This window comes from Frigoribacterium salinisoli, from assembly GCF_054781095.1.
This window is the reverse complement of the sequence record NZ_BAAGVB010000006.1, coordinates 157913-176510: the sequence shown is the minus strand read 5'-3', so window position 1 is coordinate 176510 and position 18598 is coordinate 157913. Positions and strand designations below refer to the sequence as shown.

The window sequence follows — 18598 nt, the reverse complement described above, 5'->3', positions numbered from 1 at the left end:
CCTTCGGCACCGACCAGGTCCAGGACGAGATGCTCGTCGGCGTCGCCAAGATCACCGCCGCCACCGAGTAACACCCCCGCACCACCAGCACCACCCGCAGCACCACGACGGCGCCGCCCCCACCACCGGGGACGGCGCCGTCGCCGTGCGCCCGGGCACGACGCACCCCGACGCAGGTGCACGCCTCCGCGGGGCTCCCGGGCACGACGCGCGCGGGGCGGACACGACACGGTCCCGTCCCGGCCGGCACCCCGGCGGCATCGCCTACCCTCGACGCATGACCGTGTCGCTGGGACTGCCCACCGTCCCCCGGCGCGACGCCCTGCCCGACAGCGCGTCGCCGCCTCGGCCGGCCACGGCCCGGGGACTCCTCGACCGGTTCGACCGGGTGGCGACCGACCTGCGGGTGTCGCTCACCGACGTCTGCAACCTGCGCTGCACCTACTGCATGCCGGCCGAGGGGCTGCCGGCCCTGCCCCGCGACCAGGCGCTCTCCGCCGACGAGATCGTGCGGCTCGTCGACGTCGCCGTGCGGCTGCTCGGCGTGCGCCAAGTGCGCTTCACGGGCGGCGAGCCGCTGCTGCGCCGCGACCTCGTCGAGATCGTCGAGCGCGTCGCCCGGCTCGAGCCGCGGCCCGAGGTCTCGCTGACGACCAACGCGATCGGGCTCGCCGAACGAGCCGAGCGTCTGGCGGCGGCCGGCCTCGACCGGGTCAACGTCTCGCTCGACTCGCTGCACGCGGCGACGTTCGCCACGCTCACGCGCCGGCCGTTCCTCGCCCGCGTCCTCGCCGGGGTCGACGCCGCGGCCGCGGCCGGGCTCACGCCCGTGAAGGTCAACGCGGTCCTGCTGCCCGGCGTCAACGACCACGAGGCGCCCGACCTGCTCGCCTGGGCGCTGGAGCACGGGCACGAGCTGCGCTTCATCGAGCAGATGCCGCTTGGCGCGGACCGCGACTGGACGCGCTCGTCGTTCGTCACCGCCGACGACGTCCGCACCCGGCTCGCCACGCGCTTCGACCTCGCCCCCGTCGACGAGCCGCGCGACGGCGCCCCCGCCGAGCTCTACGCCGCGTCCGGCCGCGGTGACGACGCCGGGCTCACGGGCCGGGTCGGCATCATCGCGTCGGTGACCGAGGCGTTCTGCGGCGACTGCCGTCGCACGAGGCTGACCGCCGAGGGCAGCGTCCGCAGCTGCCTGTTCTCGCACGGCGAGACGGGCCTGCGCGACCCGCTGCGGGCCGGGGCCAGCGACGACGAGCTCGCCGACCTCTGGCGCGACGCCATGTGGGCCAAGCCCGCCGGTCACGGCATCGACGACCCCGGGTTCGCGCAGCCCGCCCGCACCATGAGCGCCATCGGAGGCTGACCGTGACCACGACGACCGACGGCCCCTCAGGAGTCGCTCCCTCCCCCGCTGCGCACCCCGCCACCGCCACGCTCCGCTTCTTCGCGGCCGCTCGCGCCGTGGTCGGCCGCGACGAGCAGGTCGTCGTGCTCGACGCCGACGAGCGGCCCACCCTGGCCGCGTTCCTCTGGCGCGTGCGGCCCGAGGCGGGTCGCTCGGCGGAGGAGTTCCGCGACGTGCTGCTGCGCTGCTCGTTCCTCGTCGACGGGCTGACGACCCGCGACCGCGAGCTGCTCGTGCCCGACGGCGCCGTCGTCGACGTCATGCCGCCCTTCGCCGGCGGCTGACCCGCGCCCGCACCCCGCGCCTCCTGCCCCGCCCTGCCCCGCCCCGCCCCCGAGTTGCCCCAATTCGGGCACCTCGCGTCTCGACGTGCCCCCATCGGGGCAGCTCGCGCGGTCAGCCCGCGAGCCGGGCGTCGAGGCGTTCGAGCACGGTGCCGTGGGCGGCGACGCCGGCACGCCAGTCGCCCGGGACGCGCAGGCCGTGGTCGGCGTCCGGCACGGTCACCAGCTCGGCGCCCGCGGTCGTCAGGCCCTCGACCTGCCACAGCGGGTCGCCGGAGCCGCCGACCGCCCAGTGCTCGGGACCGGCCGCCGCCAGGGCAGCGCGCACGGGCCCGTGGGTGGTGACGGGCGTGAACCAGGCGCCCGCGACTCCTGCCCGCAGCGCCCAGGGCAGGGCCGAGCAGCCGAACGACTTCGCCACCACGAGCCGACGACCCCCGGCGTCGGAGCCGGCCCGGGCGAAGGCGGCCTCGACGGCCTGCTCGACGAACGCCTCGGGATCGCGCTCGGCGGCGGCGTCGACGGTCCAGGAGACCCGCTCGACGTGCCAGCCGCGATCGCCGAGCACCTGCGCGGCGAAGGCCAGCAGCGGTCCCTGCACGGTGTAGCCGGTGCCGGGCAGCAGCACGGCGACGTCCCTCCCCGGGTCCTCCCTGCGTGCACCCTAGCGAGGCCTCCGGATCGCGCCCGTCGACGCCGTCCACGACAGGCGGAGGCCACACCGACCCACCCGCCGCTCGCGGACGCCCTCCCCTCGACGGCGTCCAGGAACGGCCGATCGCCCCCTCGGTCGATCCGCGTGTCGTGGACGGCGTCCGGGAGAGGCAGGAGGCGGGCAGGCAGCAGGAGGCAGGAGGCGGGCAGGCGGGCAGGCATCGGGAGCGGTCAGCCGCCAGGAGGCGGCAGCCACCGGCGCGCTCAGCTGCCGGCGAGGGTCCAGCCGAGCATGCCGCCGTCGAGCACGGCGACGTCGTACCCCTCGGCGGCGAGCAGGTCGGCGGCGGCCCGGCTGCGCGGCCCGCGGGCGCAGTAGACGACGACGGGCAGCTCGGGGTCGAGGTCGGGCCGCTGCCGCGTGCGGGTGCCGTACCCGGGCGCCTGGACGTCGCCGGGGAGGTGCGCGAACGCGTGCTCGTCGGGCTCGCGCACGTCGAGCAGCGTGAAGTCCGCCCCGCCGGAGGCGCGCGCCGCCAACCGGGCGCGCAGCTCACCGACCGAGACGTCCGGTCCGGCACGCCGGGCCTCCTGCACGACGGCCGCGGTGCGGCGGGCGACCCGGTGCGGGGCCCGACGCAGCCGGCTCTCGCGCCACGTGCCTCCTGCGGCGTCGACCGTGACCACGCGACCGAGGAGCGGGTCCCCGACGCCCGTGAGCAGCTTGACCGCCTCGCTGGCCATGACCGAGCCGACGAGCCCGCACAGCGGGCCGAGCACGCCCACGTCGGCGCAGGACTCGTCCCACCCGCCCGCCGGCGGCGTGGGGTGCAGGTCGCGGTAGTCGACCCCGAGGCCGTCGGGGGCGGCGTCCCAGAAGACGCTGACCTGGCCGTCGTACCGCGCGACGCTGCCCCAGACGACGGGCAGGCCGCGCTCGGCGGCGGCGTCGGCGACGAGGTAGCAGGTGTCGAACGAGTCGCTGCCGTCGACGACGAGGTCGTAGTCGTCGAGCAGCGACGCCGTGGCCGCGTCGAGGCGGACGGGGTGCGCGACGACGCGGGCTCCCGGGGAGGCCTCGCGGGCGCGTTCCGCGGCGACGCGGGCCTTCGGCGCGCCCACGTCGGCGGGCGAGTACAGGATCTGCCTCCCGAGGTTCGAGACGTCGACGACGTCGTCGTCGGCGATTCCCAGGGTCCCCACACCGGCCGCTGCGAGATAGTGGACCACGGGTGCACCGAGGCCCCCCGCTCCCACGACGAGCACCCGGGCCGCCGCGAGGCGTGCCTGCGCGTCGAGGCCGAAGCCCGGCAGCCGCACGCTGCGCGAGAACCGCGCGTGCGTCGGGTCCAGTCCGTCGAGCGGACCACCCGCGTCCGCGCCCTCTCGGGGCGGACCCGCCGGCGACACGAGAGGGGGCAGCGACACCATGACCGACGACCTCCCTCGTCAGGGCACGCCCACGGCCGACCACCGGCCCGCTGCCACGACGACGACCACCCTAGCCGCGGCGCGCGGGACCGCCCTGCGGCGCACGGCACGGACGGGCCGCCTCGACGCGGTCCTCGTCGGCCTCGTGGCCACGATCGTCGGCGGGGCCCTGCTCTGGGTGCCCAGCGTCTGGTACGACGAGGCCGCCACGGTCGTCGCGGCGACGCGGTCGTGGTCGGAGCTGTGGCGCACGGTGCAGACCGTCGACATCGTGCACCTGGCCTGGTACGCCCTCATGCACGTGTGGTTCGACCTCGTCGGCTACTCCCCGACGACCCTGCGGCTGCCGAGCGCGGTGCTCACCGGCGTCGCCGCGGGCCTGACGGTCGTCCTGGGCCGCCGTCTCGTCGACCGGCGCACGGGGATCGTCGCGGGCCTCCTGCTCGCGGTCCTGCCCCGCACGACGCTCATGGCCACCGAGGGGCGCTCGTTCGCGCTGTCGACGATGCTCGCGGTCGCCCTCACGCTCGTCCTGCTCGGTGCGCTCGACCGCGCCCTGGGGCGCGTGCCGACCCGGTCCCCCGGCCGGTGGCGCGCGTCGGCGCCGTGGTGGGCCGGCTACGCCGTGCTCGCCGTGGCCTCGACGTGGTCGTTCCTCTACCTGGCGCTGCTGCTGGCGGCCCACGCCGTCACGGTGCTGGTCGTCGTGCTGCGGGAGGGGCGCTCGCGCGCCTCGCTCGGAGCGCTCGCCGGCTTCGCCGCTGCGGGCGTCGTCGCCGCCGCCGCGACCCTGCCGGTGGCCCTGGCCAGCGAACGGCAGTCCGGCCAGGTCGGCTGGATCGACGCGCCCAGCCTCGCGACGGTCCGCCAGTTCCTCGTCACGCAGTGGTCCATGGGCAACGAGCCCTTCGCCTGGCTGATGTGGGCGGCAGCGCTCGTCGGCGTCGTCGTCGCCGTGCGCGCGGGCCGGCGCGGTCGCCTCGAGGGGCTCCTGCGCACGACCCTGCCCTGGTTGCTCGTGCCGACGCTGACCCTGCTCGCGCTCTCGTTCGTGCTCGACCCGCTCTGGTCGCCGCGCTACCAGACCTTCAGCTCCCCCGCCCTGGCCCTGCTCATGGCGGTCGGCGTGACGGCCCTGCCCTGGCGCCCGGCCGTGGCCGGCGTCGTCGTCGTGGCCGCTGCGCTGAGCGCCCCCACCTGGGTCGAGCAGCGCCAGCCCACCGCGAAGGACGTCTCGGCGTGGGACCAGGTCGCCGACATCGTCGCCGCCGAGCGTGCGACCGAGCCGGAGGGCACCCGCGAGGGCATCGTCTACGGTCCCGTGCGACGGCACCCCTCGGCCACGTCGCGGATCATCCAGTACACCTACCCGGACGCGTTCCGCGGGATGGACGACCTGACGCTCGAGACGCCGGCCGCCGAGACGGGCGGGCTCTGGGAGGAGCAGTACGACCTCGAGGAGGTCCTCGACCGCGTCGACGACCTCGACACGGTCTGGCTCGTCACGAGCGACAAGCAGGACTGGCGCCCCCGCGTCACCGAGCTGCTCGCCACGCAGGGCTTCTCGCTCGACGAGCAGTGGCAGGTGCCGCGCACGAACGTGCTGCTCTACCGCCGCTGACGCGCGGCGTCGGCGGCTCCGGGCGCGCGGTCCACCGAGGGGCGCAGGAGGCGCGTGCTCAGTCCGCGACGACGCGCGCGCCGTGCACGGGCCCGGTGGCCCGCACGACCTGGAGCCGCTCGGCCCGGAGCGCCCCCTGCAGCTCGAGGGCGGCGTCGGGGTCGGCGGCGAGGAACGCCACCGTCGGGCCGGAACCGGAGACGATGCCGGCGAGGGCCCCGTTGCTCTCGCCCACCTCGAGCACCTCGGCGAGCTCCGGCTGCAGGTGCAGGGCCGGGGCCTGGAGGTCGTTGTGCAGGCCGTCGGCGAGGAACGCCGCGTCGCCGGCCCGGAGCGCCTGCAGCACCCCGTTGTCGACGACGGGCTGACGGACGCTGTGGATCTCGCCGGCGTGCCGCCTGCGGTGCTCGTCGAGCTCGCGGTACACCTGCGGGGTCGAGAGGCCGACGTCGGCGAGGGCGAGCACCCACTGGAACTGGCCCTTGGCGAGCGCGGGGCTGAGCTCGTCGCCGCGACCGGTGCCGACGGCGGTGCCCCCGGTGAAGGCGAAGGGCACGTCGGCGCCGAGCTGCGCCGACAGGCGCAGCAGTTCGTCGCGACCGACGCCGGTGCCCCAGAGGGCGTCGCAGGCGAGCAGCGTGGCCGCCGCGTCGGCGGACCCGCCGCCCATGCCCCCGGCCACGGGCACGGTCTTGTCGATGTGCAGCGCGACGCCCCCGCGGTAGCCGGTCGCCTCGGCGAGCAGGCGCGCGGCCTTCACCGCGAGGTTGCGGTCGTCGGTGGGGACCCCTCGGACGTCGATGCCCGGCGCGGCCGAGACCTCGACGGTGATCTCGTCGGCGTGGCGCGCGCGGACGTCCTCGTAGAGGGAGACGGCCTGGTAGGCCGTCGCGAGCTCGTGGTAGCCGTCGTCCTGCAGGTCGCCGACGGCGAGGAAGACGTTGATCTTGCCCGGCGCGCGCGTGTGGACCACGGTCGGGGCGGCCACGCTCGTCATGCACCCAACCTAGTGCGCCTCGACCGGGGGCCGTGCACGCGCAGCCCGCCCGGGACGAGCAGGCCCGGGGCCGGGCGTCAGCGCTGGCGGTCGGCCGTGACCCGGAAGAGCTCGGTGAGGGCCTCCTTGACGGGCTGGACCCGCTCGGGCAGCCGCAGCCCCGACTGCGTCAGCGTCACCCGGCACTTGCCCGACGTCTGCGGCCCGACGCTGAGCAGCAGCGCGTCGCCGCCGCCCAGCCGCCACCGCGCGGTGGGGTGCGCCGCGGACCGGCTCGTCGCGTCGGGCGCTCCCCCGGCGTAGCCGGCGAAGCGCTCGACGCCGAGGTCCCACAGCTCGAGCTGACCGCCCAGGAGGCTGCGGCTCACCGACACCGAGAAGGTGCCGTCCGCCTGCTGGCCGGGCAGGCGCAGGCCCCGCTCCTGCTCGTAGCGGACCGTGATGCCCTGGGCCCACCAGGGGGCGACCTCGTGCTCGGCGACGAGGTGCGCCGCGATGCGGGCGTGCGCCCAGCCCGTGGCCCCCAGCTCGTCGAGGATCGCGAACCACTCGGCGGCGGGCTTGCCCGTGCCCGAGGCGAGGCGTGCGTCGCTGAGGACCTGCCGGTGCGGGGCGACGCCGTCGCCCGAGCGCGCGGCCACGGCTCAGACCGCCGTGCTCGCCCTGGCCACCGCCAGGAAGTCGTCGACGTCGAGCTGCTCGCCGCGCTCGGTGGGCGCGAAGCCGGCCCGCTCGAGCACCTCGGCCGCGGCGGCCGACGACCCGAGCACGCCCGAGAGCGACTGGCGCAGCATCTTGCGCCGCTGCTGGAAGGCCGCGTCGACGAGGGCGAACGTGCGGCGGCGCTCGTCGTCGGTGCCCTTGGGCTCCCGGCGGTCGAAGCCGACGAGGATGCTGTCGACGTTGGGCACGGGCCAGAACACCTGCCGGCTGACCTGCCCCGCGGTGGACCACTCGCCGTACCAGGCGGCCTTGATGCTGGGCGCGCCGTAGACCTTCGACCCCGGGCCGGCCGCGAGCCGGAGGCCCACCTCGGCCTGGACCATGACGAGCGCGCGCTCGAGGGTCGGCACGTGCTCGAGCAGGTGCAGCAGCACGGGCACGCTGACGTTGTAGGGCAGGTTGGCCACGAGGTGGGTGGGCTCGCCGGGCAGCTCGTCGACCTTGAGGGCGTCGCCGACCACGACCGTCAGGTCGGCCCCGGGCTGCAGCGCGGCCACCGTCTTCGGCAACTGCTCGGCGAGGCGCTTGTCGATCTCGACGGCGACGACCCGGGCGCCCACCTCGAGCAGGCCGAGCGTGAGCGAGCCGAGGCCGGGTCCGACCTCGACGACGCTCGTGCCCTCCGTGGCGCCCGAGACCGTGACGATGCGGCGCACCGTGTTGGCGTCGTGCACGAAGTTCTGGCCCAGCTTCTTCGTGGGGGTCACGTCGAGCAGACCGGCCAGGTCGCGGACCTCCGCCGGTCCGAGCAGCGTGGACGCGGCCATCACTCGTCGATCACGACGGGCTCGGAGTCCCACGAGCCGTAGACCAGCTCGGTGGTGGACGAGATCTGCGCCGCGAGCATGCTGACGTCGGTGCCGATCGTCTCGGCCATGGACCGGAGCGTGATCGGCACGAGGTAGGGCGCGTTCGGCCGGCCGCGGAACGGCGTCGGCGTGAGGTAGGGGGCGTCGGTCTCGACCATGACGAGGTGGCGCGGCAGGCGCACGAGGGCGTCGCGCAGCGGCTGCGCGTTCTTGAACGTCACGGTGCCCGAGAACGAGGCGTACCAGCCGTGCGCGGCGAGCACGTCGGCGAGCTCGGGGCCGCCGCTGAAGCAGTGGAAGACCACGCGCTCGGGGGCGCCGACCTCGAGCAGCGTGTCGACGACCTCGTCGTGCGCGTCGCGGTCGTGGATCTGCAGCGCGAGCCCGTGCCGCTTGGCGATCTCGATGTGCGCGCGGAACGACTCGAGCTGGGCGGCACGCCCCTCTTCTCCGGTGCGGAAGAAGTCGAGGCCGGTCTCGCCGACCGCGCGCACTCGGGGGCGGGCCGCGAGGGCGTCGATCTCGGCGAGGGCCCCGTCGAGCCGCCCCTCGGCCGCCAGGCGGGGCGCCTCGTTCGGGTGCAGGGCCACGGCAGCGAGCACGCGCGGCTCGCGCGCGGCGATCTCGGCCGACCAGCGCGAGGTCTCGACGTCGGTGCCGACCTGCACGACGCCCCGCACGCCCACGGCCGAGGCCCGGTCGAGGTGCTCGCGGTAGTCGAGGGCGCCGTCGGGCGCGCCGTCGGCGATCTCGAGGTGCGTGTGGTCGTCGTAGACGGGCACGACGAGCGCGGGCGGGCTCGGCGGGTAGCTGAGGTCGCGCGTCTGCCCGCCCGACTCCGTCGAGGCGCGCTGGCGCACGTGGGCAGGAGTCGCGTCGCCGCCCGGCACGTCGGTCACGCGCCCGCCCCCCGCTCGCCGACGGCGGGCTGCGCAGGGGCGCTCGTCGCCGCCGTGGCGTCGGCCGCGGGCGTGCTCGGCGCGGCCGCGGGCTCCGGCTGCTCGATGCGCGGGAACAGGCCCGAGGCCAGGGGCTGCACGGTGGGGGCGGAGGACCACTCGGGGGCCCGGTCGACGGGCTGGCTCGTCAGCTCGCCCTGGCCGATCGAGGCCCACAGCTTCTGGGTGGCGACGGGCATGAACGGCGAGAGCAGCACCGTCAGGGTGCCCAGGCCGCGGAGCGCGGTCGCGAGGACCGTGCCCAGGCGCTCGCGCTGCTCCTGCTGCTTCGCCAGGGCCCAGGGCTCCTGTTCGGTGATGTAGCCGTTGAGCGCGTCGACGAGCTCCCACGCGGCGTTGAGCGCCTCGTGCAGGGCGAAGCGCTCGACGGCGGCGTCGGCGGCGGCGGTCACCCGGACCTCGGTCTCGCGGACGGCGAGGTCGGCGTCGGTCAGCTCGCCGGCGACCGGGACCTGCCCGTCGAAGTAGCGGGTGATCATGGCGACCACGCGCGAGGCCAGGTTGCCGAAGCCGTTCGCGAGCTCCGCCTGGTAGCGGGCGGAGATGTCCTCCCACGAGAAGTTGCCGTCCTGGCCGAACGTGATCGCGCGCAAGAAGTAGTACCGGAAGGCGTCGGACCCGAAGACGTCGGTGATCTGCTGCGGCGCGATGCCGGTCAGCTTCGACTTCGACATCTTCTCGCCGCCGACGAGCAGCCAGCCGTGCCCGAACACCGTCTTCGGCACGGGCAGCCCCGCGGCCATGAGCATCGCCGGCCAGATGACGGCGTGGAAGCGCGCGATGTCCTTGCCGACCAGCTGCACGGCCGGCCAACGGCGACGGAACTCGTCGTCGTCGACGCCGTAGCCGATGGCCGTGACGTAGTTGAGCAGCGCGTCGAACCACACGTAGACGACGTGCTCGTCGTCCCACGGGACCTTCACGCCCCAGTCGAAGCTCTGCCGCGAGATCGACAGGTCGCGCAGGCCCTGCTTGACGAACGACACGATCTCGTTGCGCACCGACTCGGGCTGCACGAAGTCGGGCTGCTGCTCGTAGAGGTCGAGCAGTCGCTGCTCGAAGTCGCTCATGCGGAAGAAGTAGTTGCTCTCCTGCAGGATCTCGACCGGCTTCGAGTGGATCGCGCAGACCTGCTGGCCCTCGAAGGGCCCCGCGCCGTCGACGAGGTCGGAGGGCTGCTTGTACTCCTCGCAGCCCACGCAGTACGCGCCCTCGAACTCGCCCTGGTAGACGTAGCCGTCGTCGTACAGCTTCTGCAGGAACGTCTGCACGCCGCGCTCGTGGCGCTCGTCGGTCGTGCGGATGAAGTCGTCGTTCGCGATGTCGACGGTCTCGAGCAGGGGCTTCCAGGCCTCCTCCACGAGCTTGTCGGCCCAGGCCTGCGGCGTGACGCCGTGACCGGTCGCGGTGCGGAGGATCTTCTGGCCGTGCTCGTCGGTGCCGGTGAGCAGCCAGGCGTCGTCGCCGCGCTGGCGGTGCCAGCGGGCGAGCACGTCGGCCGCGACCTCGGTGTAGGCGTGGCCGATGTGCGGCACGTCGTTGACGTAGAAGATGGGCGTTGCGATGAAGAAGGAGTCGCCGGCGGGCATGGCGACCATCTTAGGTGCGGGCACCGACCCGCGACCCGCGGCCGCGCCTCCTGCGCCCGACGGCCCGGAGGCCTGGCCGCGCCGGTCAGCCCGCGCTGCGCGCGGCGAGGGCCGCCTGGTACAGCTCGCGGCGCGACAGGCCGGTCGCCTCGGCCACGTCGGCCGTGGCCTCCTTGAGGCGGGTGCCGTCGGCCACGAGGGCCTGCACCTGCACGAGGCCCGACGCGAGGTCGACGACGCGCTCGGGGGCGCCCTCGACCACGACGCAGATCTCGCCGCGCACGCCCTCGGCCGCCCAGCCGGCGAGCTCGGCGGCGGTGCCCCGCTTGACCTCCTCGTAGAGCTTCGTCAGCTCACGGCAGACCGCCACGCGACGGTCGTCGCCCATCGTCGCCGCGACGTCGGCGAGCGACTCGGCCAGGCGGTGCGGCGACTCGAAGAAGACCATCGTCCGGCGCTCGTCCGCGAGGCCCGAGAGCACGCGTCGGCGGTCGCCCTGCTTGCGCGGCAGGAACCCCTCGAACGAGAAGCGGTCGGTCGGCAGGCCCGACACGGCGAGCGCCGTGAGCACGGCCGACGGCCCGGGCACGGCCGTGACCGTCACCCCCGCGGCGGCGGCGGCCTCGACCAGCGGGAACCCGGGATCGCTGATGGCGGGCATGCCGGCGTCGGTGAGCACGACCACGTCGGTGCCGCGGGCCAGCTCGACGACCTCGCCCGCCTTCTCGCGCTCGTTGTGCTCGTGCAGGGCGATGAGCCGGGGCCGGTTCTCGACGCCGAGCGCCCTCATGAGGTGGACGGCCGTGCGGGTGTCCTCCGCGGCGACGACCTCGGCGCCGCTGAGCAGCTCGACCAGGCGGGGCGAGGCGTCGGCGAGGTTGCCGATGGGGGTGGCGGCGAGGATGATCACGTCGTCATGGTGCCACGCCCTACGATGGCGGCATGACGCAGGGCACGGGCACGTCCGACCTGCCGACCGCCCCTCCGACCCCCGCCGCCGCGGTGCCCGCGACCCGCCTCGACGCCTGGTGGGGGCGCGTGCTCCGCACCCCCGGCAGGAGGCGCGCCTGGGCCGTCGGCGGCCCGCTCGCCGTGACCCTGCTGGCCGCCCTGCTGCGCCTCTGGCACCTCAACCGGCCGGGCACGCTCGTCTTCGACGAGACCTACTACGTCAAGGACGCCTGGTCGCTCTGGAACCTCGGCTACGAGGGCACCTGGCCGGCCGACCACGACGACGCCTTCGCGGGCGGCGACGTCGACGCGTTCGGCGCGAGCCCCTCGTTCGTGGCCCACCCCCCGCTCGGCAAGTGGCTCATCGGCCTCGGCATGGCCGCGGCGGGGCCCGCCGCGCCCGAGAGCTGGCGTCTCGCGACCGCCGTCGCCGGCACGCTGCTCGTGCTGCTCGTGGCCGTGATCGGCTCCGTGCTGCTGCGCTCCACTCTGCTGGGCACGCTCGCGGGCTTCGCCCTCGCGATCGACGGCCACGCCATCGTCATGTCGCGCACCGCGCTGCTCGACGTCTTCGTCGCCCTCTTCGGCCTGATGGCCTTCGGCGCGTTCCTGCTCGACCGCCGACAGAGCGCCAGGAGGCTCGCGGCCTGGGTCGCCGAGCGACGCCGGCGCGGCCTCGACACGGCCTTCGGGCCGGCGCTGTGGGCGCGACCCTGGCTCGTCGCGACGGGCCTCGCCTGCGGTGCCGCGACCGGGGTCAAGTGGAACGGCCTCTACTTCCTGGCCGTCCTCGCCGTGGCCTCGGTCGTCGGGGACGTGCTCGACCGACGCCGCGCCGGGATCACGTTCTGGACCAGCGGCACGCTCTTCCGGCAGGCCCCGACGAGCTTCGTCCTCACCGTGCCGGTCGCCCTGGCCGCCTACCTGGCGAGCTGGACCGGCTGGTTCCGCACGACGGGCGGCTACGACCGGCAGTGGGTGCAGGAGGGCGGCGAACGCTGGACGGGCCTCCTGCACTGGGTGCCCGACGTCGTGCAGGACTTCTGGCACTACCAGTCCCAGGTCTACGGCTTCAACGTCGGGCTGCACACGCCGCACGCCTACCAGGCGAGCCCGTTCGGCTGGCTCGCGATGCTGCGGCCCACGAGCTTCTACTACCAGGGGTACGACGAGGGGCAGGCGGGCTGCGAGGCGCTGCGCTGCGGCGCCGCCGTGACGAGCATCGCGAACCCGCTGATCTGGTACCTCGCCGTGGCGGCCTGCGCGTACCTGCTCTACCGGGTCGTGCGGTACCGCGAGCGCCGGCACGGGGCCGTGCTCGTCGGCATCGCCGCCGGCTACCTGCCCTGGCTCGCCTTCAGCGACCGCACCGTCTTCCAGTTCTACGTGATCACCTTCGAGCCCTACCTGGTCCTCGGGCTCGCGGCCGTGGCCGGCATCGTGCTCGGCAGCCGCACCGACGACCCCTCCCGCCGGCTGAGCGGCATCGGGGTGGTGGCGGTCCTCACGGTCGCCGCCGTCGCCGTGAGCGCCTTCTACTGGCCGCTGTGGACGGCCCAGCTCGCGGACTGGGAGTTCATCCGGCTGCACTACTGGCTCCCGGGCTGGAAGTGAGCGGACCGGGCGCCGCGCCGCGCGTCGTGCCCGTCGTGCGTCGCCGGTCGCGCCGTCGTGCGTCGTCGCGTTACGCCCCGGGTCGCGCGGTGACGCCCCGCGGTTAGCGTGGACGCATGGCAGATCGTGAGTACGGCTTCCGCACGCGGGCGATCCACGCGGGGACCATCCCCGACGCGGCGACCGGGGCCAGGGCGCTGCCCATCTACCAGTCGAGCGCCTTCGTCTTCGACGGGACCGAGGACGCCGCGGCGCGGTTCGCCCTGCAGAAGTACGGCAACGTCTACAGCCGCCTGTCGAACCCGACGACCGCGGCCTTCGAGGAGCGCGTCGCGAGCCTCGAGGGCGGCCTCGGCGCCGTGGCGACGTCGAGCGGGCTCAGCGCGCAGTTCCTCACCTTCGCCTCGCTGGCCGGGGCGGGCGACCACATCGTCGCGAGCGCGAACCTCTACGGCGGGTCGATCACGCAGCTCGACGTGACGCTGCGCCGCTTCGGCGTCGAGACCACGTTCGTGGCGTCGTCGGAGCCCGAGGCCTACGCCGCCGCGATCACGGACCGCACGAAGCTGATCTTCGTCGAGACCGTCGCCAACCCCTCCGGCGAGGTCGCCGACCTGGAGGGCCTCGCCGACGTCGCGCACGCGCACGGGGTGCCGCTCGTCGTCGACTCGACGATCGCGACGCCCTACCTCAACCGTCCCATCGAGTGGGGCGCCGACGTGGTCGTGCACTCCGCGACGAAGTTCCTCGGGGGCCACGGCACCACCCTCGGCGGCGTCGTCGTCGAGTCGGGCCGATTCGCCTGGGACACCGAGCGGTTCCCGCTCTTCGACCAGCCCGTGCCGAGCTACGGCGGACTCAACTGGTCGGGCAACTTCGGCGAGTACGCGTTCCTCACCCGCCTGCGCGCCGAGCAGCTGCGCGACATCGGCCCCGCGCTCGCCCCGCACAGCGCGTTCCTGCTCGCGCAGGGCGTCGAGACGCTGCCGTTCAGGATGCGCGCGCACGTCGAGAACGCGCGTCGCGTCGCCGAGTGGCTGGCCGCCGACCCTCGCGTCGGCGCCGTGAACTGGGCGGGCCTGCCCGGCCACCCGCACCACGAGCGTGCCGCGAAGTACCTGCCGGAGGGCCCGGGCAGCGTCTTCACGTTCGAGCTCGCCGGCGGTCGCGCCGCGGGCCAGGCGTTCATCGAGTCGGTGCAGCTCGCCAGCCACCTCGCCAACATCGGCGACGCGAAGACGCTCGTGATCCACCCCGGGTCGACGACGCACGCGCAGCTCACCGAGCAGCAGCTGCTCGAGGCGGGCGTCCAGCCCGGCTCGGTCCGCATCAGCGTCGGCATCGAGGACCCGGAGGACATCATCGACGACCTGGACCAGGCCCTCGCCGCCGGGGAGGCGACCCGATGAGCGCCCAGGGCGCGCCCGACGCGGCCGTGACGGACGAGGCGACCCGGGACTCCGGCACCGTCACCACCCAGCTCACGAACGGCCTCACCTGCGAGCTGCCCGCCAGCTCGCCCCTGGCGAAGCTGCTGCGCTCGCAGCGCACCTGGGTCGGGCCGAGCGCGAAGGAGAGGCAGGCGATCCTGCGCGACGCGAGGAGCGTCGCCGTGGTCGGAGCCTCGGCGAACCCCTCCCGGGCGAGCTCCTTCGTCGGCACGTACCTGCTGCAGTCGACGGACCTGCGCGTGTACTTCGTCAACCCGAACGCGAGCGAGATCCTCGGCGAGGAGGCCTGGCCCGACCTGGCCTCGCTGCCGGAGGTGCCCGACGTCGTGGACGTGTTCCGCAAGCCGAGCGACCTGCCGTCGGTCGTCGACGACGTCGTCGCCGTCGGGGCGCCCACGATGTGGGTGCAGCTCGGCATCTGGAACGAGGAGGCCGCCCGCGACGCCGAGGCACGCGGCGTCACCGTGGTCATGGACCGCTGCCTGAAGGTCGAGCACGCGCGGTTCCACGGCGGGCTGCACCTCATGGGCTTCGACACGGGCGTCATCTCGTCGCGGCGCGCCAGGCGCTGAGCGTCCCCGAAGGGGACCCACAGCAGGTCCTGTGACATCGCGCGTCGCGTTCCCTGGACCGTGACGGGGGTCGCCGCTACGGTGGCGGACATGTCTCCCGTGCTGACCGCCCCCATCGTGTCGACGCAGTGGGTCGCCGACCACCTGGGTGCCGACGACCTCGTCGTCGTCGATGCCAGCGTCGTTGTCTCCGCGGCCGCCGGGGGCACGCGCAGCTGGCACACCGGCCACGAGGCCTACCTGCTCGACGGGCACGTGCCCGGGGCGGTGTTCGCCGACCTGCCGGGCGACTTCAGCGACGCCTCGTCGCCGCTGCCGTTCACCCGACCGGGCGAGACCGCCTTCGAAGAGGCCGTCGGGGCGCTCGGCATCACGAACGACACCTGCGTCGTCGTCTACGACTCGTCCCGCGGCCAGTGGGCCGCCCGACTGTGGTGGCTCTTCCGCGCCTTCGGCTACGACGACGTCGCCGTGCTCGACGGTGGCTGGTCGGCCTGGCGGAGCGAGGAGCGCCCCTACGACCTCGGGGCCGTCGAACCGGCCGCCGTCGACTTCGTCGCGGAGGAGCGCCCCGACGCCTGGGCCGACAAGGCCTTCGTCGAGGCGGTCGTCGCCGGTTGTGAGGACGCCGCCCTCGTCTGCGGACTGCCGCCCGCCGAGTTCGAGGGCAGCGAGGGGCACTGGGCGCGCCCCGGGCACATCCCCGGCAGCGTGAACGCGCCCCTCGACGCGCTCGTCGACGACTCCCGGCACTTCCGGCGCACGCCGGAGCTGCGCGCGGCCCTCGGGCCGGCCGTCGACGCCCAGCGGGTCGTCGTCTACTGCGGCGCCGGCGTGCAGGCCGCCGCCGACGCCCTGGCGCTCACGCTCGTGGGCCACACCCGGGTCAGCCTCTACGACGGTTCGCTCGCCGAGTGGGCCGCCGACCCGGTCGCCCCGCTGGTCGCGCCCGCCGCGGCCTGACCGCCCGCCGCCTCCTGCCCCCCTCGGGCGCGCCTGCGCCCCTGCGCCCCTGCACCCCTGCGCCCCTGCTCTCCTCCGCCCCTGCTCTCCTCCTCAGCGCTAGCCCGCCCGCGCGCGCCCCCGCAGCCCCTGCCTTCCGCCCGGCCCCTGCCTCCCCTCGTCCTCTGCCGAAAAGGCGACCTGCGGGGCGGGATCCGGCGCTCCTCCTGCCCGTGGGGCGGCGTGTCGTCCAGGAGTTGTCGCGTTCGGCGCCGAACGCGACCGGAGCCGACCCCGGACGAGGCGGGATCTGACACCTGTCGACGAAGGCCGACCACCCGCAGGAGGCCCGTTGCCGGCCCCGCAGGTCGCGTCCGGAACCGAACGCGACACCTCGGCGACGACACGCCGGTGAACGGCAGGAGGCGCGGGTGTGCAGGCCAGGAACAGTCGCCTACTCCGAAGAACGAGGGCGGAAGGGTGCGGGGCGGGCGGGAGCCGGGCGGACGGGAGCCGGGCGGACGGGCGCCGGGCGGCGGGGCGGGGCCGACGGGGTACGCGTCAGGCCACCGCCAGGTCGGCCTGGAAGGAGGCGAGGTCGGTGACCGGCAGGCGACAGGTGAAGTCGCGGCAGAGGTAGGCGGTGGTCCGGCCCTCTTGGACGCTCCGGCCGGCGAAGAGCTCGAACCCCGCGTCGGCCAGCTCGACGGCAGCGGCCTCCGTGACGACGACGGCGAGCGAGCCCGGCACGAGCACGCGACGCGCGCACCAGGCGATCGCGTCGCGGTCGTCGCCGGCCGCCGCCGGGCCAACCGCCGCCGGGCCAACCGCCGCCGAACCGGCCGCCGCCGAACCGGCCGCCGCCGAACCGGGCGCCGCCGAACTGCGGCGCTCCTCGGGCGTGACGACGACGATCTGCCGTGACGGCGCCGCGAGCCGGGCGGCGAGCATCGCCGTCGTGCCGTGCGCGAGGAGGTTGTCGAGGGCCGCCTCCCCACGACCGGCCACGGCCCGGGCGGCCGCGTCGCGGTAGCGCGGGTCGGCCGTGAGCTGGAACAGCAGCAGGGCTGCGGCGGCCGTCGCGGCGAGCCCCGACGGGTACGCGCCCTCGGTCGGGTCGGCGGCGAGCGCGACGCCCTGGGAGGCGAGCAGCGGGTCGGGTCCGCCGGGGGCGGCGAAGACGCGCGGGTCGTCGTCGGGCAGGAGGCACGAGTCGACGAGCGCCCGGGCGGCGACGGCCCAGCGCGGCTCGCCGGTGGCCAGGGTCAGGGTGAGCAGGCCCTCGGCGAGCATGCCGTGGTCCTCGAGGGTGGCGACCGCCGTGGAACGGCCCGACGACGTCGAGGCCCGGAGCAGCCGACCGTCGCGCACGTGCTCGGTGAGCAGGAGCTCGGCGGCGTCCCGTGCGGCGGCGACCCAGTCCGGCCGGTCGTGGCGGGCGCCGGCCTCGGCGAGCGCGCCGATCGCCAAGCCGTTCCAGCCCGTGAGGACCTTGTCGTCGACGGGCGGCGGGTCGAGGGCGGCCCGCCCGTCGGCGTCGAGCGAGTAGTAGCCGCCCTCGACACGGCGTCCGTCGATGGTGCTCTCGCTGTCCTGGCCGGCACCGAAGCCGCCGCGGGGGGTGCGCAGGGTGCCGAGGAGGAAGTCGGCGATGCCGGACGCGACGGTCAGGGGGTCGGGACCGTCGGCCTCCTGCGCGTCGGCCCCCTGGGCGTCCGGTCCGTCCAGCACCGAGAGTCGCGAGTAGGCGCGCAGCAGCAGCGCGTTGTCGGTGAGCATGCGCTCGTAGTGCGGCTCGTGCCAGTCGCGGCGCACGGCGTAGCGGAAGAAGCCTCCCTCGACGGGGTCGCGCAGCGGCGAGGCGGCCATGCGTCGCAGCGTGCGGTGCGCGAGCTCGAAGGCGGTCCCGTCGCCCCACGCGGCCGCGGTGAGCAGGAACAGCTGCGCGGGGGCCACCGGGAACTTCGGCGCACCTCCGAACCCGCCGTGCTCGACGTCCTCGTGCGCGGCGAGCTGGTGCACGCTGCGGAGCAGCTCCGGGCGCGACGGCAGCGCAGGAGCGGCGCCCGCGTCGTGCACGGCCGCCTGCTGCGCGGCGAGCGCCTCTGCCACGCCGGCCGCCGTGCCGTCGACCTGGGGCCTCCTGTCGCGCCACGCCTCGAGCACGGCCTCGACGACCTGGCGGAACGACGCGTGGCCCTGGACGGGCTGCGGCGGGAAGTACGTGCCGGCGAAGAAGGCGTGCCCCTGGGGCGTGACGAACACGGTGAGCGGCCAGCCGAGGCCCTCGACGAAGGCGGAGGCGGCCGCCAGGTAGCTGGCGTCGACGTCGGGGTGCTCCTCGCGGTCGACCTTGATCGCGACCATCGACCCGTTCACCAGCTCGGCGATCGCCGGGTCGCTGAAGCTCTCGCGCGCCATCACGTGGCACCAGTGGCAGGTCGAGTAGCCGATGGAGACCATGACGGGGACGTCCCGCCGGGCCGCCTCGGCGAACGCCTCCTCGGACCACGGCCACCAGTCGACGGGGTTGTCGGCGTGCGACCTCAGGTACGGGCTGACGGAGCCTGCGAGACGGTTCGGCATGCGC

General features: G+C 75.1%; 16 protein-coding genes. 7 read left to right on the top strand and 9 right to left on the bottom strand.

All coding sequences use genetic code 11. The annotated features are described in order from the left end of the window. The first annotated feature begins 277 nt into the window (after nucleotides 1-277). Both moaA and ACYVHQ_RS13520 read left to right on the top strand, forming a co-directional pair. Nucleotides 278-1369, top strand: coding sequence for a GTP 3',8-cyclase MoaA (moaA, locus tag ACYVHQ_RS13525; protein WP_460513899.1), 1092 nt, complete (start codon nucleotides 278-280; stop codon nucleotides 1367-1369). 2 nt (nucleotides 1370-1371) lie between these two features. Then, entirely contained in the window at nucleotides 1372-1695 is a 324-nt protein-coding gene (locus ACYVHQ_RS13520; protein ID WP_460513897.1) for a MoaD/ThiS family protein, read from the top strand. Nucleotides 1696-1807: 112 nt separating this feature from the next. Here ACYVHQ_RS13520 and ACYVHQ_RS13515 read toward each other — a convergent pair whose 3' ends face one another. Together ACYVHQ_RS13515 and ACYVHQ_RS13510 are read right to left on the bottom strand one after the other, a co-directional pair. Further along, nucleotides 1808-2323: a hypothetical protein gene (locus ACYVHQ_RS13515; protein ID WP_460513895.1), complete on the bottom strand. Its 516-nt coding sequence runs from the start codon at nucleotides 2321-2323 to the stop codon at nucleotides 1808-1810. 290 nt (nucleotides 2324-2613) lie between these two features. Further along, nucleotides 2614-3780, bottom strand: coding sequence for a ThiF family adenylyltransferase (locus ACYVHQ_RS13510; protein ID WP_460513893.1), 1167 nt, complete (start codon nucleotides 3778-3780; stop codon nucleotides 2614-2616). On the opposite strand from ACYVHQ_RS13510, the gene ACYVHQ_RS13505 reads away from it, so the two are divergent. Beyond that, nucleotides 3779-5401 (top strand): glycosyltransferase family 39 protein, encoded by a 1623-nt coding sequence (locus ACYVHQ_RS13505; protein WP_460513891.1) that lies wholly within the window; start codon nucleotides 3779-3781, stop codon nucleotides 5399-5401. The genes ACYVHQ_RS13510 and ACYVHQ_RS13505 overlap by 2 nt on opposite strands. 58 nt (nucleotides 5402-5459) lie before the next feature. Here the strand turns inward: ACYVHQ_RS13505 and ACYVHQ_RS13500 are convergent, their stop codons facing one another. The 6 genes from ACYVHQ_RS13500 to rsmI all read right to left on the bottom strand — a co-directional run bounded on the left by ACYVHQ_RS13500 (nucleotide 5460) and on the right by rsmI (nucleotide 11388). Continuing rightward, the gene (locus tag ACYVHQ_RS13500; protein ID WP_460513889.1) at nucleotides 5460-6398 is read right to left on the bottom strand and encodes a 4-(cytidine 5'-diphospho)-2-C-methyl-D-erythritol kinase; all 939 of its coding nucleotides are present in this window, start codon (nucleotides 6396-6398) and stop codon (nucleotides 5460-5462) included. A 77-nt stretch (nucleotides 6399-6475) separates the two neighbouring features. Continuing rightward, nucleotides 6476-7039 carry a hypothetical protein gene (locus tag ACYVHQ_RS13495; RefSeq protein ID WP_460513887.1) on the bottom strand — a complete coding sequence of 188 codons (564 nt, stop codon included), beginning with the start codon at nucleotides 7037-7039 and terminating at the stop codon, nucleotides 6476-6478. A gap of 3 nt (nucleotides 7040-7042) precedes the next feature. Continuing rightward, nucleotides 7043-7888, bottom strand: a complete 846-nt coding sequence (gene rsmA, locus ACYVHQ_RS13490) for a 16S rRNA (adenine(1518)-N(6)/adenine(1519)-N(6))-dimethyltransferase RsmA (RefSeq protein WP_460513886.1) — start codon at nucleotides 7886-7888, stop codon at nucleotides 7043-7045. Then, on the bottom strand, nucleotides 7888-8829 hold the full coding sequence (locus ACYVHQ_RS13485) for a TatD family hydrolase (RefSeq protein ID WP_460513884.1): 942 nt from the start codon (nucleotides 8827-8829) through the stop codon (nucleotides 7888-7890). The genes rsmA and ACYVHQ_RS13485 overlap by 1 nt, the downstream gene beginning before the upstream one ends. Then, the gene (metG, locus tag ACYVHQ_RS13480) at nucleotides 8826-10478 is read right to left on the bottom strand and encodes a methionine--tRNA ligase (RefSeq protein WP_460513882.1); all 1653 of its coding nucleotides are present in this window, start codon (nucleotides 10476-10478) and stop codon (nucleotides 8826-8828) included. The genes ACYVHQ_RS13485 and metG overlap by 4 nt, the downstream gene beginning before the upstream one ends. 85 nt (nucleotides 10479-10563) lie before the next feature. Further along, entirely contained in the window at nucleotides 10564-11388 is an 825-nt protein-coding gene (rsmI, locus tag ACYVHQ_RS13475; protein WP_460513880.1) for a 16S rRNA (cytidine(1402)-2'-O)-methyltransferase, read from the bottom strand. A gap of 32 nt (nucleotides 11389-11420) precedes the next feature. Between rsmI and ACYVHQ_RS13470 the strand changes: the two genes are divergently transcribed. The 4 genes from ACYVHQ_RS13470 (at nucleotide 11421) to ACYVHQ_RS13455 (ending at nucleotide 16029) form a co-directional block, all read left to right on the top strand. After that, complete coding sequence (locus ACYVHQ_RS13470; protein WP_460513878.1) at nucleotides 11421-13043, top strand: dolichyl-phosphate-mannose--protein mannosyltransferase; 1623 nt, start codon at nucleotides 11421-11423, stop codon at nucleotides 13041-13043. 116 nt (nucleotides 13044-13159) lie between these two features. Continuing rightward, on the top strand, nucleotides 13160-14452 hold the full coding sequence (locus tag ACYVHQ_RS13465; protein WP_460513876.1) for an O-acetylhomoserine aminocarboxypropyltransferase/cysteine synthase family protein: 1293 nt from the start codon (nucleotides 13160-13162) through the stop codon (nucleotides 14450-14452). Further along, entirely contained in the window at nucleotides 14449-15066 is a 618-nt protein-coding gene (locus ACYVHQ_RS13460) for a CoA-binding protein (protein WP_460513874.1), read from the top strand. The genes ACYVHQ_RS13465 and ACYVHQ_RS13460 overlap by 4 nt, the downstream gene beginning before the upstream one ends. Before the next feature lie 90 nt (nucleotides 15067-15156). Then, nucleotides 15157-16029, top strand: a complete 873-nt coding sequence (locus tag ACYVHQ_RS13455; RefSeq protein WP_460513872.1) for a sulfurtransferase — start codon at nucleotides 15157-15159, stop codon at nucleotides 16027-16029. A gap of 540 nt (nucleotides 16030-16569) precedes the next feature. On the opposite strand, the gene ACYVHQ_RS13450 is transcribed toward ACYVHQ_RS13455, so the two are convergent. Further along, on the bottom strand, nucleotides 16570-18594 hold the full coding sequence (locus ACYVHQ_RS13450; protein ID WP_460513870.1) for a thioredoxin domain-containing protein: 2025 nt from the start codon (nucleotides 18592-18594) through the stop codon (nucleotides 16570-16572). Between the last annotated feature and the right edge of the window lie 4 nt (nucleotides 18595-18598).

Coding starts and splice junctions, on each gene's coding strand:
- moaA (WP_460513899.1), top strand. CDS start 278: ATGACCGTGTCGCTGGGACTGCCCACCGTCCCCCGGCGCGACGCCCTG.
- ACYVHQ_RS13505 (WP_460513891.1), top strand. CDS start 3,779: ATGACCGACGACCTCCCTCGTCAGGGCACGCCCACGGCCGACCACCGG.
- ACYVHQ_RS13510 (WP_460513893.1), bottom strand. CDS start 3,780: ATGGTGTCGCTGCCCCCTCTCGTGTCGCCGGCGGGTCCGCCCCGAGAG.
- ACYVHQ_RS13500 (WP_460513889.1), bottom strand. CDS start 6,398: ATGACGAGCGTGGCCGCCCCGACCGTGGTCCACACGCGCGCGCCGGGC.
- rsmA (WP_460513886.1), bottom strand. CDS start 7,888: ATGGCCGCGTCCACGCTGCTCGGACCGGCGGAGGTCCGCGACCTGGCC.
- metG (WP_460513882.1), bottom strand. CDS start 10,478: ATGCCCGCCGGCGACTCCTTCTTCATCGCAACGCCCATCTTCTACGTC.
- ACYVHQ_RS13470 (WP_460513878.1), top strand. CDS start 11,421: ATGACGCAGGGCACGGGCACGTCCGACCTGCCGACCGCCCCTCCGACC.
- ACYVHQ_RS13465 (WP_460513876.1), top strand. CDS start 13,160: ATGGCAGATCGTGAGTACGGCTTCCGCACGCGGGCGATCCACGCGGGG.
- ACYVHQ_RS13460 (WP_460513874.1), top strand. CDS start 14,449: ATGAGCGCCCAGGGCGCGCCCGACGCGGCCGTGACGGACGAGGCGACC.
- ACYVHQ_RS13455 (WP_460513872.1), top strand. CDS start 15,157: ATGTCTCCCGTGCTGACCGCCCCCATCGTGTCGACGCAGTGGGTCGCC.
- ACYVHQ_RS13450 (WP_460513870.1), bottom strand. CDS start 18,594: ATGCCGAACCGTCTCGCAGGCTCCGTCAGCCCGTACCTGAGGTCGCAC.